Source organism: Clostridia bacterium, from assembly GCA_017620395.1.
Classification (GTDB): Bacteria; Bacillota; Clostridia; order Oscillospirales; family RGIG8002; genus RGIG8002.
This window is the reverse complement of sequence record JAFZQJ010000013.1, coordinates 18,685-42,660: the sequence shown is the minus strand read 5'-3', so window position 1 is coordinate 42,660 and position 23,976 is coordinate 18,685. Positions and strand designations below refer to the sequence as shown.

Annotated in this window: 22 protein-coding genes; 3 read left to right on the top strand and 19 right to left on the bottom strand. The window is 60.9% G+C overall.

The annotated features are described in order from the left end of the window. Window positions 1-10: 10 nt before the first annotated feature. The 6 genes from J5441_02245 to J5441_02220 form a co-directional block, all read right to left on the bottom strand. The gene (locus J5441_02245; GenBank protein ID MBO4933974.1) at window positions 11-2,254 is read right to left on the bottom strand and encodes a penicillin-binding protein 2; all 2,244 of its coding nucleotides are present in this window, start codon (window positions 2,252-2,254) and stop codon (window positions 11-13) included. Window positions 2,255-2,263: 9 nt separating this feature from the next. Further along, on the bottom strand, window positions 2,264-2,779 hold the full coding sequence (gene mreD / locus J5441_02240) for a rod shape-determining protein MreD (GenBank protein MBO4933973.1): 516 nt from the start codon (window positions 2,777-2,779) through the stop codon (window positions 2,264-2,266). 1 nt (window position 2,780) lies between these two features. Then, complete coding sequence (mreC, locus tag J5441_02235; protein MBO4933972.1) at window positions 2,781-3,626, bottom strand: rod shape-determining protein MreC; 846 nt, start codon at window positions 3,624-3,626, stop codon at window positions 2,781-2,783. 76 nt (window positions 3,627-3,702) lie between these two features. After that, complete coding sequence (locus J5441_02230; GenBank protein MBO4933971.1) at window positions 3,703-4,725, bottom strand: rod shape-determining protein; 1,023 nt, start codon at window positions 4,723-4,725, stop codon at window positions 3,703-3,705. A 50-nt stretch (window positions 4,726-4,775) separates the two neighbouring features. Continuing rightward, window positions 4,776-5,222, bottom strand: coding sequence for a dUTP diphosphatase (gene dut, locus J5441_02225; GenBank protein MBO4933970.1), 447 nt, complete (start codon window positions 5,220-5,222; stop codon window positions 4,776-4,778). Then, entirely contained in the window at window positions 5,215-5,625 is a 411-nt protein-coding gene (locus tag J5441_02220; GenBank protein MBO4933969.1) for a cell division protein ZapA, read from the bottom strand. Before J5441_02220 ends, dut begins: the two co-directional genes overlap by 8 nt. A 180-nt stretch (window positions 5,626-5,805) precedes the next feature. On the opposite strand from J5441_02220, the gene proB reads away from it, so the two are divergent. Together proB and J5441_02210 are read left to right on the top strand one after the other, a co-directional pair. Next, the gene (gene proB, locus J5441_02215) at window positions 5,806-6,591 is read left to right on the top strand and encodes a glutamate 5-kinase (GenBank protein ID MBO4933968.1); all 786 of its coding nucleotides are present in this window, start codon (window positions 5,806-5,808) and stop codon (window positions 6,589-6,591) included. A 17-nt stretch (window positions 6,592-6,608) separates the two neighbouring features. Further along, window positions 6,609-7,853: a glutamate-5-semialdehyde dehydrogenase gene (locus J5441_02210; GenBank protein MBO4933967.1), complete on the top strand. Its 1,245-nt coding sequence runs from the start codon at window positions 6,609-6,611 to the stop codon at window positions 7,851-7,853. An 86-nt stretch (window positions 7,854-7,939) separates the two neighbouring features. Here the strand turns inward: J5441_02210 and J5441_02205 are convergent, their stop codons facing one another. The 3 genes from J5441_02205 to rpsF are packed head-to-tail and all read right to left on the bottom strand — an operon-like array spanning window position 7,940 to window position 8,985. Continuing rightward, window positions 7,940-8,185, bottom strand: a complete 246-nt coding sequence (locus tag J5441_02205) for a 30S ribosomal protein S18 (protein MBO4933966.1) — start codon at window positions 8,183-8,185, stop codon at window positions 7,940-7,942. A gap of 36 nt (window positions 8,186-8,221) precedes the next feature. Next, window positions 8,222-8,665 (bottom strand): single-stranded DNA-binding protein, encoded by a 444-nt coding sequence (locus tag J5441_02200; protein ID MBO4933965.1) that lies wholly within the window; start codon window positions 8,663-8,665, stop codon window positions 8,222-8,224. Between the two features lie 14 nt (window positions 8,666-8,679). Beyond that, complete coding sequence (gene rpsF / locus J5441_02195) at window positions 8,680-8,985, bottom strand: 30S ribosomal protein S6 (protein MBO4933964.1); 306 nt, start codon at window positions 8,983-8,985, stop codon at window positions 8,680-8,682. Between the two features lie 283 nt (window positions 8,986-9,268). Here rpsF and J5441_02190 point away from each other — a divergent pair, with 283 nt between their 5' ends. Continuing rightward, window positions 9,269-10,243 (top strand): calcium/sodium antiporter, encoded by a 975-nt coding sequence (locus J5441_02190; GenBank protein ID MBO4933963.1) that lies wholly within the window; start codon window positions 9,269-9,271, stop codon window positions 10,241-10,243. 178 nt (window positions 10,244-10,421) lie between these two features. Here J5441_02190 and J5441_02185 read toward each other — a convergent pair whose 3' ends face one another. The 10 genes from J5441_02185 to J5441_02140 form a co-directional block, all read right to left on the bottom strand. Further along, window positions 10,422-11,480: a hypothetical protein gene (locus J5441_02185; GenBank protein MBO4933962.1), complete on the bottom strand. Its 1,059-nt coding sequence runs from the start codon at window positions 11,478-11,480 to the stop codon at window positions 10,422-10,424. A gap of 29 nt (window positions 11,481-11,509) precedes the next feature. Then, on the bottom strand, window positions 11,510-12,175 hold the full coding sequence (locus tag J5441_02180; GenBank protein ID MBO4933961.1) for a hypothetical protein: 666 nt from the start codon (window positions 12,173-12,175) through the stop codon (window positions 11,510-11,512). 342 nt (window positions 12,176-12,517) lie between these two features. After that, window positions 12,518-16,549 carry a carbamoyl-phosphate synthase large subunit gene (gene carB, locus J5441_02175; protein MBO4933960.1) on the bottom strand — a complete coding sequence of 1,344 codons (4,032 nt, stop codon included), beginning with the start codon at window positions 16,547-16,549 and terminating at the stop codon, window positions 12,518-12,520. After that, window positions 16,549-17,604 carry a glutamine-hydrolyzing carbamoyl-phosphate synthase small subunit gene (gene carA / locus J5441_02170; GenBank protein MBO4933959.1) on the bottom strand — a complete coding sequence of 352 codons (1,056 nt, stop codon included), beginning with the start codon at window positions 17,602-17,604 and terminating at the stop codon, window positions 16,549-16,551. The genes carB and carA overlap by 1 nt, the downstream gene beginning before the upstream one ends. A gap of 21 nt (window positions 17,605-17,625) precedes the next feature. Further along, window positions 17,626-18,534 (bottom strand): ornithine carbamoyltransferase, encoded by a 909-nt coding sequence (gene argF, locus J5441_02165; GenBank protein ID MBO4933958.1) that lies wholly within the window; start codon window positions 18,532-18,534, stop codon window positions 17,626-17,628. Continuing rightward, window positions 18,531-19,691 carry an acetylornithine/succinylornithine family transaminase gene (locus tag J5441_02160; GenBank protein ID MBO4933957.1) on the bottom strand — a complete coding sequence of 387 codons (1,161 nt, stop codon included), beginning with the start codon at window positions 19,689-19,691 and terminating at the stop codon, window positions 18,531-18,533. Before J5441_02160 ends, argF begins: the two co-directional genes overlap by 4 nt. 11 nt (window positions 19,692-19,702) lie before the next feature. Next, entirely contained in the window at window positions 19,703-20,554 is an 852-nt protein-coding gene (gene argB, locus J5441_02155) for an acetylglutamate kinase (GenBank protein ID MBO4933956.1), read from the bottom strand. Next, window positions 20,554-21,777 (bottom strand): bifunctional glutamate N-acetyltransferase/amino-acid acetyltransferase ArgJ, encoded by a 1,224-nt coding sequence (gene argJ, locus J5441_02150; GenBank protein ID MBO4933955.1) that lies wholly within the window; start codon window positions 21,775-21,777, stop codon window positions 20,554-20,556. The genes argB and argJ overlap by 1 nt, the downstream gene beginning before the upstream one ends. Continuing rightward, the gene (gene argC, locus J5441_02145) at window positions 21,770-22,726 is read right to left on the bottom strand and encodes an N-acetyl-gamma-glutamyl-phosphate reductase (GenBank protein MBO4933954.1); all 957 of its coding nucleotides are present in this window, start codon (window positions 22,724-22,726) and stop codon (window positions 21,770-21,772) included. Before argC ends, argJ begins: the two co-directional genes overlap by 8 nt. Before the next feature lie 18 nt (window positions 22,727-22,744). Then, on the bottom strand, window positions 22,745-23,974 hold the full coding sequence (locus J5441_02140) for an argininosuccinate synthase (GenBank protein MBO4933953.1): 1,230 nt from the start codon (window positions 23,972-23,974) through the stop codon (window positions 22,745-22,747). Between the last annotated feature and the right edge of the window lie 2 nt (window positions 23,975-23,976).

The following is a 23,976-nucleotide window of genomic DNA, read 5'->3' as shown; positions in this document are numbered from 1 at the left end:
TTTTCTCGGATCACGGCGACTCTCCGTCGCCTTCGTTGTCCGGCGGATTCTCTTCGGGCTCCTGCGGCTCGGAAGAACTCTCTTCCTCGCTGCCGTCGTCGGGCTCGCTTTCCTGCGAAGAGCTCGAGGGCTCGGCGGAGCTGTTGCTGTCGGGAAGCGCGGGCTCCTGACCGGAACTTTCGCCGCGCGAGCTCGAAACGGACGAGCTCTTCGGCTCGGATGAGGATTCCGGCGCCTCGTATCCGTCGGCGTATTTGCCGAGCTTGAAATAGGCGTCCATTATCTCCTTGGCGACGGGCGCGACGCCGTTGCCGCTGCCTGCGTGCTCGACGAGCACGCATATGACGATTTCCGGATCCTTATACGGCGCGAAGCTGACGAAGACGCCGGTCGCGGTGCCTTTCGCAACGGAGGCCGTTCCCGTCTTGCCGCCGACGGCTATGGGATAGTTCTCGAAAACTCTCGAGGCGGTGCCGCCCTCCTCGGTGACGGAGCGCATTCCCTTGAGGATAGCGCTCTGCTCTTCGGAGGTCATATTGACGGTGGAAACGACTTTCGGCTCAAAGCTGCTGATGACGGAGCCGTCGTTATAATCGAGGATTTTATCAAGAAGGTGGACTTGATAACGCGTTCCGCCGTTTGCGATAGTCGCGATGTAGTTCGCGATCTGGAGCGGCGTGAAGAGGTGGTATGACTGGCCTATCGCCGCCTGCAGGTCGTCGCCGCCGTACCAGGGTTCGTTGAAGTTCGATTCCTTGTATTTGCGGCTCGCGAGCACTCCGGCGCTTTCACCGGGGAGTTCAACGCCGGTTTTCTCGCCCAGTCCGAGTCTTCTGCAGACGTCGTCGAGCTTATCGATGCCGAGCCGTCTGCCGACCTCGAAGAAGAAGTAGTTGCAGGAGGTCTGCAGCGCCTTCGCGACGTTGCATGGCCCGTGCGTAGTGCCGTAGCTGTCGTATATCCAGCATTTCGGCTGATAGTCGTCGTAAAACGTGTAGATACCCTTGTCGAGTATGATTTCGTCGGTGGTGATGACGCCGTTTTCAAGTCCGGCAAGGGCGGTCGCGGGTTTGAAGGTCGAGCCGGGGGAGTAGGTGCCTCCGATGACGCGGTTGAGCAGCGGATTTGCCGGATTGTTTATCATATCGGAGAAGTCGGCGGAATACCTTGTCGAATCGTAGCTCGGATAGCTTGCCATCGCGTATATAGCGCCGGTATTCGGGTTTATCGCGACGACGGAACCCGCGTTGCAGTCCTCTCCGACGCCGTTCTTCGCGTTCGCGCGGATGCGCTTGACGGTGGCTTCCAGAGCCTCCTGCGCAACGCACTGAAGCTTCGAGTTTATCGTAAGTTTGACGGTATTGCCCGGCTTCGAGGTCTCGCCCGAGTGTACGCCGACGACCTTGCCGGTGCTGTCGACCTCGACGAGGTTTTCGCCTTCCGTGCCGCGCAGGTAGTCCTCAAACGACTTTTCCACGCCGTCTTTTCCTACGACGGCGCTGAGCGGATAACCGCGCTCTACGTAACTGTCCGCCTCCTCGGCGGAGATGAGGCCGGTCCTGCCGATGACGTGAGGAGCGAAGGTGCCGTCGTTGATGATGCGTATCGGCTCGACCGTGACGTCGACCCCGCTCATCTCATAGCGGCGCTCCTTTATCTCGCTGGCGGTCTCTGCGGAAATATCGCTGGCGGCGGTGAACGGCGTGCCGATCGCGAAGTTGCGGAGCTCCATCTCGTAGCGGAAGCCGGCGAGCCGGCGCATATCGTCGGCGCTGCCGTCCTCTATGCCGTAGCGCTTATAGATTGCCGCGAGCGCCTCCTGAGTCGTGGCGTTGTCTCCGAGGCCGAGCGTTTTGAGAAGCTTCTTTTTCGCGTTCTCCTTGCCGGCTTCCCATTCGTAGGGGGATTCGTCGGTTATAGGTATGCCGTCCTTTATCTCGACGCCGTTTTCGAGCAGTATCTTTATCAGTTTCGAGCAGGTCTCGTTTTCCTGATCCTTAGTTATGTATGCGCGGTCGATCGTTACCGACAGTCCCATACGGTTCGTAACGATCGGCTCGCCGTCGGAGTCGAGTATCTCGCCGCGAACGGCGACGGTCGTCTGCGTTTTGTACGAACGCTTGGTCGCAGTTTCGAGGTATTCATCGCCGTGGACGAGCTGGAGGTTCATAAGGCGAACGGTGTACACAACGACGACCAGGCACCAGAAGACGCCCAGTATAAGCGTTTTGATTTTTTTGCTTCGCTTATCCATAACTGCCCCTTATCCGACGGGAGAGTTTATCTTCCGGCATATCGGTCGGAAGATAATGAAGAACACCGTTCCGGCGATCGCGGCGCTCAGTCCGCCCCGGAAGATCGCGCGGAAGATCGTATACCACGCGCCTCCGTTGCCCCATATAAGGAAGAAAAACAAGTAGGTTATCAACTGGTATATCGCCGCGAACGCCGCGACGGTCACGAGATTCGTCAGCCACTTGACGCGTATCAGATTCGCCGCGACTATCTGCGCCGCGAAAGCGAACAAAAGCATCAGCAGCGCGTTGTAGCCGAAAAGCCTGCCCGAAGTCACGTCCCAGAGCAAGCCGAAAACACCCCCGAGCACGAGTCCTACGTCCGAGTCGTCGTTCAGCGAAATGACTATGACGGCAGGCAGCACGAGGCAGATATTCTCGATGTGGAGAGACAGTGTGTTCTGCAGCACGAGCATGAGCAGCAGCAGAAACGAGTACACCGTCCACTTCGCGAAGGACGCCTTCGGTTTGGTGTTGTTATTCACGTTACTCCTGCTCCTGTCCGGTGAAATCGGTGATTACGTAGACGTTGCGCAGCCGGCTTATGTCGGTGTACGGCGCGATGACCGCGTAGCTTGAAGCGCCGTGTGTTTCAACGAGCACCTCTTCCACGGTGCCGACGATTATATTTTTCGGGAAGGCCCCGCCGAGTCCGCTGGTGACGACCATATCGCCCGCGGCGACCTGCGTTTCGCGCGGCAGGTAGCTGAGCTTGCACTTGCCGTCCTCACGGAGCTTTGCGTCGCCTTCGATGACCGCGACTTCGCCGGTACGCGTCTCGAGCGCGCCGCATTCGAATGAAACGTCGAGTATCGTCGTGACTTTGCTGTAAGTGAGGTAGACCTCGCTGACGTAGCCTATCAGGCTGCCGCCGGAGATAACGGGATCGCGCACCTCGACTCCGTCTATGCTTCCGCGGTCAACTGAGATGACGTCGAACCATCCGGAGGGATCGCGTCCGATGACCTTAGCCTTGGTGAGCGAAAGCTCGGTCAGGCGTTCGGTCAGTCCGAGACTGCCCTTGAGGAATTCGTTCTCCTGCATCAGCATCTCGTTCTGGCTTTCCAGCGCCTGCAGTCGCCGCACCTCCTGGCGGAGCATATCGTTCTCCTCCTTCAGTCTGTCGTAGTCGCCGATCTTGACAAAGAAATCGGAAAGACCGTTGACAATGGCTGCGTTTGCCTTCTGGAAGGGGACGGTCAGTGCGCCGAAGAAGCTCTCGAGGTAGCTCGCCTCGCCGCCCCGGCTGATGGAATATATCATCGAGCCGATAAGCACGAGGCAGACCGCGGCGATTATTTTGATTTTCTTTCCGGTGAAGAAATCCCGCATTTCGTGACCTCTTTTGCGTCAGGCGACAGTAATCGCCCGTGCGTTACGTATAATCCGTGTGAGCGCTTGAGGGCGCTTACGCCATTCTGTATCCGTAGGAATCGTCGTTGTCGAATTCGTCGATATGCTCGAGCATCATTCCGGCGCCGATGGCGACGCAGTCGGTCGGCTCGGGCGCGATATAGACGGGCATACCTGTCTCCTGCGCGATGACGGTGTCGATACCGCGGAGCAGCGCGGAGCCGCCGCAGAGCATTATTCCGCGCTCGATCAGGTCGGCGGAAAGCTCCGGCGGGGTCTTTTCAAGCGTCGAGCGGACGGCTTCCAGGATCGCGGCGACCGAGTCGCTGAGCGCCTCGCGCACCTCGGAGGCGGTTATCTCGAGTTCTCTGGGCAGTCCGTCGATGATGTTTCTGCCCTTGATCAGCTCGCGTCCCTCGTTCTCATATGGGTAGGCGGAGCCGATATGTATCTTGACCTCCTCGGCGGTACGGCCGCCGATGGCGATGTTGTATTTGCGTCTGACGTAATCGACGATCGCGTCGTCGAAATCGTCGCCGGCGACCTTCACTGAGCAGCTGGAAACGATGCCCTGGTAGGAAATGACCGCGACCTCGGTCAGTCCGCCGCCGATGTCGACGATCATCGAGCCGGTCGCCTCCGCGATCGGGAGCCCCGCGCCGATAGCGGCCGCCATAGGCTCGTCGACGGTGCGCGGATCGCGCACTCCCGCGCCTGACGCCGCCTGCTTGACGGCGTGGCGCTCGACCTCCGTGACGTTGAAAGGCACGGCGATAACGGCGCGCGGCTTCGAGAAGAAGCTGTTACCGCAGACCTCCTTGACGAAGCGGCGGAGCATTCCCTCCGTGCTGGTCAGGTCGGCGATGACGCCGTCCTGTATCGGGCGTACTGCGGTGATGTCCTTGGGTGTGCGTCCGAGCATCTCCTTCGCCTCGTTGCCGGCGGCGCGGATGACCTCGTCGTAGTTGTCGATGGCGACGACGCTGGGCTCGCGCAGCACTATGCCGCGATCCTTGTAGTATATCTTCGTGTTCGAAGTGCCCATATCGATGCCGATGAAGTTATTGAAAAGTCCCATATGAAGCTGCCTTTCTCCGCCGGAGCGGGAGGTGAGTTGTATAAACGGATTTATCTGCCCGTCGAGCCGAAGCCGCCGGAGCCGCGTTCGGTATCTTCGAGCGTTTCGGCCGGAACGAGCGTTACCGGCAGGGGAGACATGACCACGAGCTGCGCGATACGGTCAAGCGGCATTATCGTGTACGGCTCGTCGGAGACGTTGCACAGTCCGACTAATATTTCGCCGACGTAGTCGCTGTCGATGACGCCGACGGAGTTCGAGAGGGTAATTCCGTGCTTCACGCCGAGGCCGCTCCTGCCGAAGAGCAGTCCTACGCTGCCTTCGGGAAGCTTTACCGCTATCCCCGTCGGCACGGATGCGAGCTTGCCGGGTTGAAGCATCAGCGGCGCTTCTATCGCGGCGCAGAGGTCGAAGCCTGCGCTGCCGGAGGTCGCGCGTTCGGGCGCCTTCACGCCGGCGCGTCCGGTCAGCTTAACGAAAACGCGGGAGTCAGACAAAGCTGCTCACCTCGCCGCCGTAGCCGTAGCCGTTTTCGCCGCCGTCCTTATTATCCGGCTCGTCGCCGAGCGGTTCGGATTTTCCGCCCTGTTTAAGCTCAAACAACTGCTGCTTGAGCTCGTCCGTTTCCTTCTGCAGATAGAAGAGCTGCTTGGATGTCTCGCGGTAGCGGGCGTTGACGTTGTCTACCTCGTCCTTCAGGCGCAGATAACGGTCAGCGAGCTCGATGGAAGTCAGCGCGAGCGCCTTCTCGGTGCTGAGCCATTCCGCGTCGCGCTGGTGCGCGGCTATGCGGCGGTCGACGTCCGCGGCGGCGCGTTCAACGTTCACCGCAGGCTCGTCTGTCTTGATGGTGTAAGGCACCCCGCCGATCCTTATGTTGATGATGTTCTTTTGACTCATAATGCCCACCTCGTAATAAACATAGTTATACAATTATACTATCATCTCATATTATAGCAAATAATCGGCGGTTTCTCAACACTTTTTTGTTGACATCTTCAAAAAATATGGTAATATAACAAAATAAGGGAAGAAGCCGCATGACGGAGCGGTCGCGCGGTATAAAAGGAGCTGACGTGTATGGAAAAAGGCAAGAGGATAGTAGTCAAGATAGGCACGTCCTCGCTGACCGGTGAAGGCGGAAGCGTCAACCTGCGCAGGATCGACGAGCTCGCGAAGGTACTCAGCGGCGTCCGCAACACCGGCAACAGCGTGGTCCTCGTGAGCAGCGGCGCGGTCGGAGTCGGCAGCGCGATGCTCTGGAACGGCGTCCGCCCGACGGAGCTGGACGGTCTGCAGGCCGCCGCCGCGGTCGGACAGATACGCCTGATGCACATATACGACAAGCTTTTCGCCGAGTTCGGCGTGCCGGTCGCGCAGGTGCTTCTGACGCGCAACGTCGTCGAGAACGAGGTACAGCGCCGCAACTGCCTGAACGCCTTCGAGCGGCTGCTTTCGCTCGGCGTCATCCCGATAGTCAACGCCAACGACGTCGTGAACACCGACGAGATAAAAGAGCTCGCCGGCTTCCGCGACAACGATAACCTTTCCGCCGTCGTCGCGGAGCTGATAAGCGCGGATATGCTCGTCTTTCTGACCGACGCGGACGGACTTTTCGACTCCAACCCGCACTCCAACCCGAACGCGAAGCTCATCCCGCGCGTGACCGAGATAACGGCGGAGATGTACGAGAGCTGCGACGGCAAATCCGCCCTCGGCACGGGAGGCATGACCTCCAAGCTCCGCGCCGCCGAGCGTATGCTCGCGCAGGGCAGGGAAACGGTGATAATGAACAGTGCGAACCCCGCGCTGATCTACGAACTGCTTGAAGGAAAACAGGTCGGCACGGTCTTCGCCGCCGAGTGAAAAGAAAGGCAGGGAATATGGATATCAGAGCCATCGGCGCCGCGTCGAAAGCGGCGTCGCGCATAATAGGAACCTCCTCGAACGAAACGCGCAACGCCGCGCTCCGTGCGATCGCCGCCGCGCTTGAAGCGCGCAAGGCCGAGATCTTCGCCGCGAACGAAGCGGACCTCGCCGCCGCGCGCGAAAACGGCATGAGCGCCGCGATGCTCGACCGCCTCGCGCTGAACGAGAGCCGCGTGAAGCTCATGGCGCAGGGCGCGCTCGAACTGCTCGGCGTTCCCGACCCGCTCGACCGCGTCTTCGACGAGCGCGTCCGCCCCAACGGGCTGAAGATAACGAAAAAAGCGGTGCCGCTCGGCGTCATCGCGATCATATACGAGGCGCGTCCGAACGTCACCGTCGACGCCGCCGTGCTCTGCCTGAAAAGCGGCAACGCCGTTATCCTGAAGGGCGGCAAAGAGGCGATAAACTCCAACCTCAAGCTCGGCGAGATAATGCGTTCCGCGCTCGAGAGCGCGGGGCTTCCCGCCGACTGCGTCACCGTCCTGCCGGATACCTCGCGCGAAGCGGCTACGGCGCTGATGACGCTTAACGATTACGTCGACGTGCTTATCCCGCGCGGAGGCGCCGGACTCATCTCCGCGGTGGTGAAGAACGCCACCGTACCGACGATAGAAACGGGAACGGGCAACTGCCACGCCTTCGTGGACGCCTCCGCCGACCTCGATATGGCGGCGGATATAATCTTCAACGCCAAGACCTCGCGCCCCTCCGTCTGCAACGCGCTCGAAACCGCGCTCGTTCACGCTGACGTCGCGGAGAAGTTCCTGCCGCTGATGAAGGCGAAGCTTGACGAGAAGAACGTCGAGCTGCGCGGCTGCGAACGCGCCCGCGTGATCCTCGGCGGCTGCGTGAAGCCCGCGTCCGAGAGCGACTGGGCGAACGAATTCCTCGACTATATCCTCGCCGTCAAGGTCGTCGCCGGCATCGACGAAGCGCTCGCGCATATCGCGCGCTACTCCACAGGACACAGCGAGGCGATAATCACGGAAAACGCGGAAAACGCCGCGCGCTTTCTGCGCGAAGTTGACGCCGCGGCGGTCTACGTCAACGCCTCCACACGCTTCACCGACGGCGGCGAGTTCGGCTACGGCGCGGAGATCGGCATCTCCACGCAGAAACTCCACGCCCGCGGACCGATGGGCGTCGACTGCCTGACCACCTACAAATACCTCATCGAAGGCGACGGTCAGGTGAGATAGATCAGATAAGCAAAAAAGCACGCCGCGGCGTGCTTTTTCAATAAAAAAACGGAGCAAGGTTCTTGCTCCGTTCTTTCGTGTTTCGCTCAGTTGTTGACGTAGGGGAGCAGCGCGCAGTGGCGGGCTCTCTTGATGGCGGTGGTCAGCTGAGTCTGATGATAAGCGCAGGTGCCGGTGGTCCTGCGGGGCAGGATCTTCGCTCTCTCGGAAATGTACTTGCGGAGCTTGCCGACGTCCTTATAGTCGATGTAATCGACGCGGTCGACGCAGAAGGCGCAGACCTTTTTGCGGGGCTTCTTGGAGAAGCGCGGCGCGGTGTTCTCTTTTTCCATTTATAACACTCCTTGGTTGTAGAATGTGGGGCTGCCTCAGAAGGGCAGCTGGCTGTCGTCGTCGACTTCCTCGAAGTCGTCGCCGCCGGGAGCGCTGAACTCCGGAGCGGGCGCGTCCTGACGGGGCGCGTAGCTTCCGCCGGCGGAGGGAGCGTTGTTGGCTTTTTCGCCGGTGAAGGATACCTGATCGCAGACGACCTCGTAGGCGGTACGCTTCTGACCGTCCTTGGTCTCGAACTGGCGGCTCTGCAGGGAGCCGACGACGGCGATCATGTTGCCCTTGCGGAAATAGCGGGAGACGAACTCCGCTCTTTCGCGCCAGCAGACGATGTCGATGAAATCGGCCTGACGCTCGCCGCTCGCGGATTTGAAATCGCGGTCTACGGCGATGCGGGTGGAGACGACGGGTACGTCGCTCTGGGTATGCTTGAGCTCGGGATCGGCCACGAGGCGGCCCATAAGAATGACCTTGTTAATCATTTTCGTTTCCTCCCTTACTTCTCAAGCTTGATGACGAGATAGCGGATGATGCTCTCGTTGATGTTGAAGTTACGCTCCAGCTCGGCGGGGAACTCGGTCTCGCTGGTGAACTTGCAGACGCAGTAATAGCCGCTGTCCTTGTAGTTGATCGGATAAGCGAGCTTGCGCATGCCCCACTCCTCGAGCTCGACGTTCTCGGCGTTCTCTTCGATGAAGGACTTGAATTTCGCCACCAGATTGGCGGTAGCGTTTTCTTCCTTGCTGTCGAGATCGCAGTCGATGACGAACATAGCTTCGTAGTTGTTCTTGATCTTTGACATAATTGCACCTCCTTTTGGACTTATGGCTTCCTTTCGGAAGCAAGGATACTGCGGATTTTTACGCAGCCTGAGTATTATATCGCATAAACGCCGATTTGTCAACGATTTTTTTCAAATAATATAACGGATTTCCACGCCGTCTTGACAAAACGGCGGCGAGCGGTTATAATACTACCGAAATAACGCACGGAATTAAAATCGGTGGCAACAGGCATCGGGGGCGGCGCGGAAGCGCCCGCCGCAGAGTCTCACCTTGCCGTGCGGCTTGAGAAAGGGAAACCGTATGCTTGTTGCCGTTTTACTGTTTATTCTGGGGCTCGTGATGCTGATATTCGGAGGCGACTGGTTCGTCGACGGCTCCGTCGGCATCGCCCGCCGGCTGAAGATGTCGGAGCTGATCATCGGCGCGACGGTCGTTTCGATAGGCACCACGCTGCCGGAGGTGATGGTCTCCGTCACCGCGGCGTTCGAGACTCATCCGGAGATCGCCTACGGGAACGCCATCGGCTCGATAATCTGCAACACCGCGCTTATCTCCGCGGTGACTATGGCGGTGCGTCCGTCGGACGTCGATAAGAAGACGCTCCGCCTGCCGCTCGCGTTCTTCTTCGCCGCGGCGGCGGCTTACGCGGCGGTCGCGTACACGACCGGGTATTTCTCGCGCCTGATGGGCATAGGCCTGCTGCTCGTTTTCGTCGCGTATATGTTCGCGCTGATAATCACCTCGCGCAGGGCGGGCAGGAAGCTCGAGGCGCAGAAGGAGGAGCCGGAGCCGGCTCCGGAGGGCAAGGCGTGGAAGGATATCCTGCTGCTCGTCGTCGGCGCGGCGCTGATCGCGGTCGGCGCGCGTCTGCTCGTCGATAACGGCACGAAGATCGCCACCGAGCTGGGAGTGCCGGAAACGGTCATCGCGCTGACCTTCGTCGCGCTCGGCACGTCGCTGCCGGAGCTCGTCACGGCGATAACCTCGCTCGTCAAGGGGCACAGCGCCCTTTCGCTCGGCAACATAATAGGCGCGAACCTCTTCAACCTCGTGCTCGTCAGCGGCGCGGCGATGACGGTCAGACCGTTCGGCGTGCCCGCGGAAAAGCTGATCGGCGGCATGAACGCCTCGCTCGTCGTGGATATTCCGGTCATGGGCGCGGTGATGCTGATAATGGCGCTTCCGGCGCTTATCCGCGGCAAGGTAAGCCGCTGGCAGGGGATACTGCTGCTGTGTATTTACGCGGGGTATTGTGTCTTCCAATTTGCATTATAATTGACCAAAGCTCCATGCCGGGTGTCATCCTGAGCGAGCGAAGCGAGTCGAAGGATCCCACACCGTCAGCAGACGGCAGGGGATCCCTCGGGCGCGGCATAGCCGCCCTCGGGATGACGGTATCTGAATAAAACAAAACGCCCCGAGGCTACCTCGGAGCGTTTTTGTTATGCGTGAATTATTCCTCAAATCCGTCGTTGCGATATTTGATGAGTATCGACGAAAGCGTCAAGTCCTCCGCAAAATAGAAGTTGACCTGCGGATAGTATCCGACCGTAACGATCAGGCGGTAGATATCGTCGTTGTGTCGATTATACTCTCGGATGTTCTGCAGAACGGAATAACCGTCAGTGTATTTGTCCATCGGATCACCATACGGCGTGCCGCAGCGGTAATCGCGGTCCTGCGGGAACTTCGCGACGACGTCATAAAGCGTGTCGCCGAGCTTTATCCCGTGCATATACTCTTTATCGGGCGACGTGAACTCGGCGGAGAATATCTCGTCCATATACGGCTCGCCGTAAAGCGTTTTTAAAAAGGTGATCGTCAAGCCGTCGTAGATGTATATCTTTTTACCGAACCTTCCCTCTCCGTCGTCGTCTTCTTCACGTACCTCACTTGCGGGTCCGAGCTTTGCAACGACATCCTCCTCAAGCATATCCGCTGAGAGACCGAAGGTATCGACGTCATCGAGTGTCAGGCGTTTTGCGTCTGACCTCGGCACTACGGCGTTCAGTTTGTTGTATATGATCATATCGCTTTGTTTGTCTTCGATACTTCCGGGCACCTGATCGGCGGTCATTTTCATTATATCATCTATGCCGTAACTTAAATCCAGCAGCGTATGCAGCTTGCCCGTCGTCAGCCCGAGCTCGTTGAACTTCGCAAGCTGCGCCGCGGTGTATTCACGTTCGAACAGATACGTCTTGCCGCGCAGGCGCGCCTCGGCGTCGCCGTTCGTCCAGTCGCGATACTCGTCCTCGTAGACCTGACAGCGGATGAGGTATTCGATATACTTCTCATCCATCGGCTCGCCGGCGCCGTCGAACTCCGGCTCGGGATGCAGCTCGAGCACCTTGTAATACATCTGTCCTGTCCCGCGGTCCGCGAGGATATAGAGCTTAGGCCCGCCGAGCCCGCTCGAAGACGCGGTCGGATCCGCTGCCTTCGCGCAGGCGAAGAGCGTCAGCGCCATCGCCGCCGCAAGTATGAACGCAAAAAGCTTCTTCATATTCATACTGTCGCTCCTTTCTGCATGATCGGCGATCAATCTCCGTAATCGTCCTTCGATACCGCGCGGGCGTATTCGAGCTTTTGCTCGTAATCCTTGATGATGGTCGCCCTCAGTTCATCGTCGCTTCTCGCGATTATCTCCTCATCGGATTCGTATTCGTAGAACTTGCGAAGGCGCATGAAATCGTCTTCGGTTATCCCGCGGCGCTCGAGCTCGGCGCGGATCTCTTCGCTCGGCCTGAGTCTCTCATACGATACGGCGACGCCGTAAGCTTCGTAATCGCCGTACGTCCACGTTCTCAGTACGCTTTCCGGAACTTCGGGATAAACTGTTTTTATGCTGCTTATTGATTGCGGAGTGAGTTTGTGTTTGCTTTCGAGATCGAGAAGCTCGGCGCGTGTCATGGCCTTCGCGGCTTCGCCGGTAACGCCGTATCTTGCCGCGAGTTGGAGTTCGTAATCTTCGAGAGGCCGGTCGTCGCGGACAGCCGTGAGATTTACGTTTTTCATCTCTATGCCGAGCGAGGTCGGCAGGTACTTGTCGTAGACGCGGATGTCCTCGAAGGTGAACGCGGGCTCGGCGTCATCCTGCGTATCCGTGACGGGTTCCGAGCTGCTGACCGGATCCGCCGCCTTCGAGCAGGCGAAGAGCGTCAGCGCCATCGCCAATGCAAGTGTGAACGCAAGCAGTTTTTTCATTTCCGATTCCTCCTTTGAAATATGATCGTATGTTTTTCGCGCTCGCGGGCGCGGTATCTCGCTACAATTGCATTATATCATAAAAAAACGCGAAAAACGGTTACAAATTAGTTACAGTTTTGTAACCCTTTTGTAACTTTTAGGGCGTTTTTGTAACTGTTTTGTTACTTTTACGGCTGTTTTGTAACTATTTTGTAACTTTTACGGCGCGAGCGCGTTTTCGCTGCGGAAGCCGCTGTAATTCAAAACGGCTCCGAATCCGGAGCCGTTTTTCCTTAATTATTCATTATTAAATCTTCAGTTTTCAGTATTCATTATTTCGCCCGTGGCGCGGGCGAATCTTTATATTTCCACTTCGCCCTCATACACGAAGGCGGCGTCGCCGGTCAGCAGTACGCGGCCGTTCTCGACGCGGACGCTCAGGTCGCCGCCGGGTAGCTTGACGGTCACGTCGCCGTCCGCGCGGCAGAGCCCGAGGCGTATCGCGGCGGCGGCTCCGGCGCAGGCGCCGGTACCGCAGGCGAGCGTTTCGCCGTTGCCGCGCTCCCAGACGCGCATTTTCAGCGTCGTGGGGTTGACGACGCGGACGAACTCGACGTTTATCCTGTCGGGGAACATATCCGCGTGCTCGAAAATCTGACCGACGCGCGGCACGTCCACGGCGTCCACGCGGTCGCAGAAGATGACGCAGTGCGGGTTGCCTACCGAGAGGCAGGTTATGCGGCGCTCCTCGCCCGCGACGTTCACCGGGCGGTCGATTATCTCGCCGCCGAGCGCGGAGGGCAGGGATGCGGCGTCGAAGTCGGCTTCGCCCATATCGACGGTGACGGAGGTCACGCGCCCGTTGGTCAGATACAGCCGCAGCTTCTTTATTCCGCTCGCGGTCTCTACGGAGATCTCGTCGCCGGCGACAATCCCCTTGTCGTGCAGATATTTGCCGACGCAGCGGATGCTGTTGCCCGCCATAAGTCCCTCGCTTCCGTCGCGGTTGAAGATGCGCATCTTCGCGTCCGCGACCTCGGAGCGCTCGATATAGACGATCCCGTCGCCGCCGACGCCGTAGGCGCGGTCGCAGAGGGTGACGCAGAGGGATTCCGGCGCGGGCAGCGCGCCGTCGAAGTTCTCGAAGAAGATGTAGTCGTTGCCGGAGCCCTGCATCTTCGTGAAGCGCAGGCGCGGACGCTCCCTGCGCATATGCGCTATGTCCACCAGCTCGGTGTTGAAGGCGTTGTAGCGGCTCGCGATTATGTCCGCTACGGCGTTCGCGGTGTCGAGCGACGTGAAGCACGCCACCGAATGCGCGAGCGCGCGGCGGTGCAGCGCGATATAGTCCTCGATGGTGTCGTCGTAGACGGCGCCGGTGTAGACGACGTAGCTGACCGCGCCGCTCTCGATGAGGTTGAAGACCTCGCCGCTTTCACGCACTCCGGGCACGCGCTCGACGTCGATGCCGAGCGAGGCGATGGAGTCGGCGGTGTCGGCGGTCGCGTAGAGCTTCATGCCGAGATCGTCGAACTTCTTGGCGAGCCCGACGACTTCGTAGAGATCGTGCGCGTCGACGCTGAGGAAGACGCCGACGTCGGCGTTCGTATCGTGCGGCGAAACTACCTTGATGCCCGCGGCGGTCAGTCCCTTGAAGAGCGCTTCCGGCAGAGTCCTGCCGATGCCGAGCGCTTCGCCGGTGGACTTCATCTCGGGCCCGAGGTACGCGTTGACGTCGGTCAGCTTCTCGAAGGAGAAGACAGGCACCTTGACGGCGTAGTAGGGCGGAGTCGGGCAGAGCCCCGTTCCGCAGCCGAGCTCGCGCAGCGTCGCTCCGCACATGACGCGGGAGGCGATATCCACCATCGGCACGCCGGAGACCTTGCTGATATACGGCACGGTGCGCGACGCGCGGGGGTTGACTTCGATAACGTAGAGCTCGTTTTCGTATATGAGATACTGTATGTTGACAAGGCCCTTCGTGCCGAGCGCGAGGGCGAGCTTCGTCGAGTAGTCGACGAGCTTTTTCAGCATTATGTCGCCGATGTTGTAGGTCGGGTAGACGGCGATGGAGTCGCCGGAATGTACTCCGGCGCGCTCGATGTGCTGCATTATGCCGGGGATGAGCACGTCCGTGCCGTCGGAGATGACGTCCACCTCGAGCTCGGGCCCCATCATGTATTTGTCGCAGAGCACGGGCGCGGAGATGCCTCCGGCGAGTATGCGGCGCATATAGACCGATACGTCGCGCTCGTCGTGCGCGATGGTCATATTCTGGCCGCCGATGACGTAGCTCGGGCGGAGCAGCACGGGGTAGCCGAGCTCTTTCGCAGCGGCGAGCGCGCCTTCCTCGGTGGTGACGGATTCGCCCTTCGGGCGCCTTATCGAGAAGCGCTCGAGCAGCGCGTCGAAGCGCTCGCGGTCCTCGGCGGTGTCGATGCCGTCGGCGGAGGTGCCGAGTATTTTCACTCCGTTTTCGTCAAGGAACTTCGCGAGGCGTATCGCGGTCTGGCCGCCGAAGGCGACGACGACTCCCACGGGGTTCTCGGCGCGGATGACGTTCATCACGTCCTCCTCGCAGAGCGGCTCGAAATAGAGGCGGTCGGCGGTGTCGTAGTCGGTGGAGACGGTCTCGGGGTTGTTGTTGATGATGACGACGTCGTAGCCGATTTCCTTGAGCGTTTTGACGCAGTGGACGGAGGAGTAGTCGAACTCGATGCCCTGCCCGATGCGTATCGGGCCGGATCCGAGCACGATTATGACCGGCTTGCCGGAGCGGACGAAGCGGCGCGAGTCGCAGGCGTCGTCGTAGGTCGAGTAGAAATACGGCGTTTCCGCGTCGAACTCCGCGGCGCAGGTGTCGACCATCTTATAGACGGCGTCGCGGTGCGGCGGAAGCGGGTGCGCGGAGAGCCGCGCCAGCGCCTTGTCGGTGTAGCCGAGGCGCTTTGCGCGGAGGTATTCTTCCTCCGTCAGCGCGCGCCCCTCGATTTCGTTCTCGAAGTCGGCGAGCTTCTTCAGGCAGCCGATGAAGTATTTGTCGATGCGCGTCGCGGCGTTTATCTCGTCGGCGCCGACTCCCTTGCGGAGCGCCTCGAATATCGTGAAAAGGCGGTGGTCGTCCATGCGCTTCAGCCGTTCTTCTACCGGCTCGCCGCCGCCGGAGCGGTCGAGCGTGTCGAGAGAGATCTCCGCGCCGCGCGCCGCCTTCATTACGGCGGCCTCAAAGGAGTGGGCGATGGCCATGACCTCGCCGGTCGCCTTCATCTGCGTGCCGAGCGTGCGGTCGCTGCCGGGGAACTTGTCGAAGGGCCACTTCGGGAACTTGACGACGACGTAGTCGACCGTCGGCTCGAAGCAGGCGCAGGTCTTGCCGGTTATTTCGTTGGGTATCTCGTCGAGCGTGTAGCCGAGCGCGAGCTTCGTGGTGATCTTCGCGATCGGGTATCCGGTCGCCTTCGACGCGAGGGCGGAGGAGCGCGAAACGCGCGGGTTGACCTCGATGACGGCGTATTCGAAGCTGTCGGGATCGAGCGCGAACTGGCAGTTGCAGCCGCCGACGATGCCGAGCGCGGAGATTATGTCGAGCGACGCCGTGCGGAGCATCTGGTATTCCTTGTCGGAGAGCGTCAGCGCGGGCGCGGCGACGATGCTGTCGCCGGTGTGGACGCCGACGGGGTCGAAGTTCTCCATGCTGCAGACGGCGATGGCGTTGCCGGCGCTGTCGCGGACGGTCTCTAACTCGATCTCCTTCCAGCCGTAGATGTAACGCTCTACGAGTATCTGGCGTATCGGGGAGGTGTCGAGCCCTATCGCCGCGACGGAGCGCAGCTCCTCGGCGTTATATGCGATGCCGCCGCCGCTTCCGCCGAGGGTGAAGGCGGGGCGCACGATGACGGGGTATTTAATCCTGTCAGCGATATAAAGCGCGGTTTCGACGTCGTTGGCGATGTCGGAGGGTATCGTCGGCTGGCCGAGCTCCTCCATCGTCTGCTTGAAAAGCTCGCGGTCCTCGGCGCGCGAAATGGCTTCCGCGTCGGTGCCGAGCAGGCGCACGCCGTGCGCGGCGAGCCAGCCGTCGCGGGAGAGCTTCATCGCGAGCGTAAGGCCGGTCTGTCCGCCGAGGGAGGCGAGCAGACTGTCGGGCTTCTCCTTCTCGATGACGCGCTTGAGCGTTTCTTCGTTGAGGGGCTCGAGGTATATTTCGTCGGCGAGCGCGGCGTCGGTCATTATCGTGGCGGGGTTGGAGTTGACTAGCACGGTGTCCACTCCCTCCGCGCGAAGCACGCGGCAGGCCTGGGCGCCGGCGTAGTCGAACTCGGCGGCCTGCCCGATAACGATGGGGCCGGAGCCGATGACGACGACTTTTTTGATTTCGGGATCGCGCGGCATTACTTATTATCCTCCATCAGCTGAATAAAGCGGTCGAACATGAAGCCCGCGTCGTGCGGACCTGCGCTCGCTTCGGGGTGGAACTGCACGGAGAGCGCCTGCAGGCCGGGGTAGGCGAGGCCCTCGTTCGTGCCGTCGTTGGCGTTTTTGAAAAGCTCCGTCGCGCCGGGGATGCTTCCGTCGGCGGCGTAGCCGTGGTTCTGGCTCGTGATGTAGACGCGCCCGCTTTCAAGGTCGCGGACGGGCTGGTTCGCGCCGCGGTGCCCGTAGGGGAGCTTGACGGTGCGTCCGCCGGCGGCGAGCGCGAGGAGCTGATGCCCGAGGCAGATGCCGAAGATCGGCAGCTTTCCGAGCAGCTTTTTCAGCTCCGCGACGGCGGCGGCGTTCTCCGCCGGATCGCCCGGGCCGTTTGAGAGCATCACGCCGTCGAAGCCGTTTGAAAGTATGTACTCCGCCGTAACGTCGAAGGGCAGCTCGGTCACGGAGCAGCCGCGTTCGCGCAGGCACTGCACGATGTGCCCCTTCGCGCCGTAGTCGATGAGCGCGACCCTGAAGCGTTCGCCGTTCAGCGCGGGGAAGACGGCGGAGTCGCGGCGGCTGACAGCGGCGACGGCGTCTTTGACTGAATACGCCTTTATCGCGGAAAGGTCGGCGGGGATTTCGGAGCATATCGCGGCGTTCATCGTGCCGCTTTCGCGTATGCGGCGGGTGATCTCGCGCGTGTCGACTCCGCAGATCGCGGGGATGCCGCTTTCGCGCAGGAAGGCGTCGAGCGTGCCGCCGCAGCGGAAGTTTGAGGGCGCGTCGCAGTATTCGCGCGTAACGTAGCCGAAAAGGGCGGGCTTCCCTTCGAAGTCCTCCCTTATGACGCCGTAGTTGCCGATCTGCGGGAAGGTCTGCATGACGATCTGCCCGTAGTAGCTCGGGTCGGTCAGCGTTTCTATATAACCGCAGACGCCGGTGGTGAAAACGAGCTCGCCGACCGCGTCTCTGTCGGCGCCGAAGCCGACGCCCTCGAAGACCGAGCCGTCGGCAAGCACGAGAAATTTCTTCATAGTAAAAACCCGCTTTTCGCGTTATTCTGCGCCGAGGCAGCGCACGAGCACCGCCTTCTGCGCGTGCAGGCGGTTCTCCGCCTCGTCGAAGATCTCGCCGGCGTGCGCCTCGAAGACCTCGGCTGTGATCTCCTCCCCGCGGTGCGCGGGCAGGCAGTGCTGCACCATCGCGTCGCTCTTGGCGACCGCCATGACGGAATCGTCGACGCAGTATCCGGCGAAGGCGAGCTTGCGCTCGTCCGCTTCGCCCTCCTGGCCCATCGAAGCCCACACGTCGGTGTAGAGCACGTCCGCGCCCTCGGCGGCTTCAAGCACGCTCTCGGTGCAGGTGAAATCGCCGTTTTCAGCCGCCCACTTCATCAGCGCCGCGTCCGGCTTGTGCGTGGAGGGGCAGGCGATCGCGACCTTCATTCCGGTCTTTATGCCGCCTACGATGAGGGAGTTGGCCATATTGTTCCCGTCGCCGACGAAGCAGAGCTTGTTGCCGGCGAGCGCGCCGCGGTGTTCGCGTATCGTCATCAGATCGGCGAGCACCTGGCAGGGATGGCAGTAGTCGGTCAGCCCGTTGATTATCGGGATGCTGCCGTACTTCGCGAGGTCCTCGACCTCCTTCTGTTCGAAGGTGCGTATCATTATCCCGTCGAGGAAGCGCGAGAGCACGCGCGCGGTGTCCTCCACCGGCTCGCCGCGGCCTATCTGCAGGTCGTGGGAGGAGAGGAAGAGCGCGCTGCCGCCGAGGTCGTACATTCCGACCTCGAAGGAAACGCGGGTGCGCGTGGACGCCTTCGAGAATATCATTCCGAGCGTTTTTCCCGCGAGGACGTGGTGGGGAACGCCGGCTTTCTTTTCCTTTTTGAGCTTATCCGCGAGGTCGAGCGTCGCGATTATTTCTTCGCCCGACCAGTCGGCGAGTTTGAGCAGATGTTTCATTTTGCGCAGACCTCCTTGAGCGTTCTGACGGCGGCTTTAAGCAGCTCCGTCGGTATGTTCAGCGCCGGCAGCAGCCGGACCTTGTTTTTCGCTTTTATCACGAGAACGCCCTCCGCCATACAGTCGGCGATGACGTCGGCGGCGGGACGGACGGTCTCGACTCCGATCATCAGCCCCATACCGCTGACGGAAACGACGCCCTTCGCGCCGGAAAGCTCGGAGAAGATATACTCGCTCCGTTCGCGGACTCCGGCGAGGAGCTTATCGTCGATGCGCTTGATTATCGAGAGCGCGCCGGCGCAGCAGACGGGGTTGCCGCCGAAGGTGGAGCCGTGGGAGCCGGGGGTGAGGGTGTCCTTCACCTTTTCGCCCAGCAGCGTCGCGCCGATGGGAAGGCCGCCGCCGAGCCCCTTCGCGGTGGTGACGATATCGGGCTTCAGCCCGTAGTTCATGTAGCCGTAAAGCGCGCCGCTGCGGCCGTTGCCGATCTGCACCTCGTCGCAGATGAGCAGGATATCGTTTTCCGCGGCGAGCGAAGCGGCCTTCGCCGCGAACTCGGGCTTCAGCGGCACTACGCCGCCCTCGCCCTGCACGACCTCTATCATTATCGCGCATACGCCGCCTTCGGCGACGGCGGCTTCGAGCGCTTCGGGCGATGCCGGATCGACGTACGCGAAGCCGGGGGTGACGGGCAGGAAGTCCTTGTGGAAGGTATCCTGTCCGGTCGCGGCGAGAGTCGCGAGGGTGCGGCCGTGGAAGCTGTTTTTCAGCGTGATTATCTTCGCTCCGGCGTTGCCCTTGTCCTCGGCGTACTTCCGCGCGGCCTTTATCGCGCATTCGTTCGCCTCGGCGCCGCTGTTGGAGAAGAAGACCTTTTTCATCCCGGTGCGCTTGCAAAGTTCCTCGGCGAGTTCGGCGCAGGGGGCGGAGTAGTAGAGGTTCGACGTATGCGGCAGGGTGTTGAGCTGCATCGTCACCGCGCCCGCCCAGACGGAGTCGGCGACGCCGAAGCCGTTGACCGCGATGCCGGTGCCGAGGTCTACGTATTCTTTCCCGTTTTCGTCATATAAAAGGGAACCCCGCCCGCGCGTCAGCGTGAGCGGAAAGCGCGAGTAGGTGTTCGCGATATATTCGTTATCCTTGCGTACGGTATCCATGGCTTCACCCGTCAGATTATCATAGTGCCGACGCCTTCGTCGGTGAGTATTTCTATCAGTATCGCGTGCGGAACGCGGCCGTCGATGATGAAGACCTTGCGCACGCCCTTGTTTATCGCCTCGATGCAGCAGTCTATCTTCGGGATCATGCCGCCGGAGATGACGCCGTCCCTGACGAGCTGCGGCGCCTCTGCGACCGTGACCTGCGGAATAAGCGTGGAGGGGTCGTCCTTATCGCGCAGAATGCCGCTGATGTCGGTCATGGAGATGAGGCATTCGGCGTTTACCGCGCCCGCTATCGCGGCGGCGGCGCTGTCCGCGTTGATGTTGTAGACGTTGCCGTCCTCGTCGCAGCCGACGGAGGAAACGACCGGGATATAGCCCTTTTCAAGCAGGTCGTTTATCGGCTTGATATCCACCTCGGTTATCTCGCCGACGTAGCCGAGCTCGGCGCTTATCGGCCTGGCGCGGAGCATATGTCCGTCTATGCCGCAGAGCCCCATCGCGCGGCCGCCCTTGCCTTCGAGCAGGTTGACGAGGTTCTTGTTTATCTTGCCCGCCAGCACCATCTGCACGACGTCGACGGTTTCCTTGTCGGTGACGCGCAGGCCGTTGACGAACTCGCTCTTCTTGCCGATCTTTGCGAGCGTTTCGGTTATTTCCGGCCCGCCGCCGTGGACGAGCACGACCTTTATTCCGATAAGCGAAAGCAGAACGAGGTCGCCCATGACGGCCTCCTTCAGCTCTTCGTTTATCATCGCGTTGCCGCCGTATTTGACGACGACGGTCTTGTCGTAGTATTCGCGGATGTAGGGGAGCGCCTGTGTAAGTATCTCGGCGCGCGCGGCGTTTGAAATGTTCATCACGTTCTGTAATCTCCGTTGATCTTCACGTAGTCGTAGGTCAGGTCGCAGCCCCACGCGACAGCGGAGGCGTTTCCGTCGCCCAGCGACACGTTTATTTTTATCTCGCTCTGCGAGAGTATCTCTTTGGCTTTCTCTTCCGAGAACTCCATGCCCGCTCCGTTTCTGCAGACTTCGATCTCTCCGGCGCAGGAGGCGAAGGAAACGCCTATCTTCGAAACGTCGGTATCGACTCCGCTGTAGCCGACGGCGCAGAGCACGCGGCCCCAGTTGGCGTCGGCGCCGAACATCGCGGCTTTCAGCAGGGAGGAGCATATCACGCTTTTCGCGACCGTCTTCGCGGAAGCGGCGTCCGCGGCGCCGGTGACGCTGCATTCGAGCAGCTTCGTCGCGCCCTCGCCGTCGCCGGCGATCATCCTGCAGAGCGAAACGGTGACTTCCGCGAGCGCGGCGCGGAAGGTTTCAAACTCCGCGCCTTCGGCGTCGATGACGGGGTTGCCAGCCGCGCCGTTGGCCATTACGCAGACCATATCGTTTGTGGAGGTGTCGCCGTCGACGCTTATCATGTTGAAGGAGTCCTCAACGTCGGCGGAGAGCGCCTTTTGGAGCATTGCGGGGGTTATCGCGCAGTCGGTGGTGACGAAAACGAGCATCGTCGCCATATTCGGATGTATCATTCCGCTGCCCTTCGCGATGCCGCCGACGCGGCATTCGGTTCCGCCTATCTCGAACGAAACGGAGACGGATTTTAGCTTCGTGTCGGTGGTCATTATCGCTTCGGCGGCGAGGTCGGAGCCGTCGGCGGCGAGCCCTTCGCAGAGGGAGGGGATGCCGGAGGCGATCGGCGCTATATCGAGCGGCTGACCGATTACGCCGGTTGAGGCGACGATGACGTCGGAGGCGGAAACGCCGAGCTTTTCGGCGAGCAGCGCGCAGGTCTGCTCCGCGATCTCGACTCCGTTCGCGTTGCAGGTGTTGGCGTTGCCGCTGTTGCAGATGACCGCTCTGGCGAAGCCGTCGGATATATTCGCCTTCGTGACCGCGATAGGCGCGCCTTTCACGAGGTTGGTCGTGTAGACGGCGGCGGCCGCGGCGGGAGTTTCCGACCAGATCAGCGCGAGATCGCGCTTGCTCTGACTGCGGCGGATGCCGCAGTGTACGCCGTTCGCCTTAAAGCCCTTAGCGGCGCATACGCCGCCCGGTATATGCTTGAAATCACTCATAACTGCCTCCGATAACGAGTCCCGCGGTCTCATCGGCGCCGCGCATGACGTTCAGACACTGCACGGCGGCTCCGGAAGCGCCCTTGCCGAGGTTGTCGAACCTCGCCGTGAGCAGTATCCGCTCGCCGTTGCCGAAAACGCTTACCGCCATGTCGTCCCTGCCCGAGAACGCCGCGGCGGAAAGGAATCCGTCGGCGTCGGGGCTGTCCGTATAGTTGACGACGGGCCCGCGGTACTTCGCTTTATAAATCTCTTTTATCCCGTCAATCCCGCCGTTTATCGCGTCGGCGAAGAGCGGGACGGTGACCTCCATGCCGCTGTAGAAATCCGCGACGATCGGGCAGAAGGCGGGGGCTTTTTTCAGCCCCGTGACCGCCGCCATCTCAGGCAGGTGCTTGTGCGTCTGCCCGAGCGCGTACTGCCTCGGCGCGCCGTAAAGCGCGGAGCGCGCTCCGGACTGATACTCGGCGATCATCTTCTTGCCGCCGCCGCTGTATCCGGTCAGCGAAAACGCCGTCAGCTCCGCGTCCGCCGGTATGACGCCCGCCTCTACGAGGGGGAAGACCAGCGCGACGAAGCCGCTCGCGTGGCAGCCGGGGACGGCGACGCGGTTCGAGCTTTCAACGGCGCTTCTGTGCGCGGCGGAAAGCTCCGGAAAGCCGTACGCCCACCCGGGCGCGACGCGGTGCGCGGTGGAGGCGTCGATTACCGCGGTGCCGACGGAATCGGCTATCGCGGCGGCCTCCCTCGCGGCGTCGTCCGGCAGGCAGAGCACCGCGACGTCCGCGGCGGCTATCGCCTCCGTGCGCGCGGAAACGTCCTTGCGCAGCTCCTCGGGGAGCGTCAGCGGTTCGACTCCGCCGAGCCCGCGCAGGCGTTCGTTGATGCGCAGTCCCGTCGTTCCGGCGCTGCCGTCTATGAATACTTTTATGACCGGTTTGTTCAGCATGGATTTTCGCTTTCTGTGTTATTTCTGGTATTTCGCCTTCGCCTTGGCGGCGACCTTCACGGGCAGTCCGAAGAGATTGATGAAGCCCGCGCTGTCCGCCTGGTTATAGACCTCGTCCTCGTCGAAGGTAGCGATCTCCGGATCGTAGAGGGAGTAGGGGGAGGTGACTCCGGCGTTGATGATATTGCCCTTGTAGAGTTTGAGCTTGACGTCGCCGGTGACGGTCTCCTGCGTCTTGTCGACGAAGGCGGAGAGCGCCTCGCGCAGCGGGGTGAACCACTGGCCGAAGTAGACGAGCTCGGCGAACTTCTGCGCGACGAGCGACTTGTAGTGCTGGGTGTCGCGGTCGAGGGTGATCGTTTCAAGCACCTGATGGGCGCGGAAGAGGATCGTGCCGCCGGGAGTTTCGTAAACGCCGCGGCTCTTCATTCCGACGAGGCGGTTTTCCACGAGGTCGGCGAGGCCGATGCCGTTCTTGCCGCCCAGCTCGTTGAGCTTTTCCACGAGCTCGACGGGACCGTACTCAACGCCGTCTATCGCGGTGGGGATACCCTTCTCGAAGTGGAGCGTCATATAGGTGGGAGTATCGGGCGCCTGCTCGGGCGAAACGCACATTTCGAGGAAGCCGGGCTTGTTGTACTGCGGCTCGTTGGCGGGATCCTCGAGGTCGAGTCCCTCGTGCGAGAGGTGCCAGAGGTTCTTGTCCTTGGAATAGTTCGTCTCGCGGTTGATCTTCAGCGGGATGTCGTGCGCCTCGGCGTAGTCGATCTCTTCCTCGCGGCTCTTGATGTCCCATTCGCGCCAGGGGGCGATGACGGGCATATCAGGCGCGAACGCCTTTATCGTCAGCTCGAAGCGGACCTGGTCGTTGCCCTTGCCGGTGCAGCCGTGGCAGATGGCGTCCGCGCCCTCCGCCTTCGCGATCTCGACGATGCGCTTGGCGATGGAGGGACGGGCGAAGGAGGTGCCGAGCAGGTAGTCGCCCTCGTAGACGGCGCCCGCCTTGACGGTCGGGAAGATGTAATCCTCGACGAACTCCTTGCGCAGATCCTCGATATAGAGCTTGGAAGCGCCGGTCTTCAGCGCCTTCTCCTCGAGGCCGTCGAGCTCGGTGCCCTGGCCGACGTTGCCGGAAACGGCGATGACTTCGCAGTTGTTGTAATTCTCTTTCAGCCACGGAATGATTATCGAAGTATCAAGTCCGCCGGAATATGCAAGAACTACCTTTTTGATGTCTGATTTTTTCATTT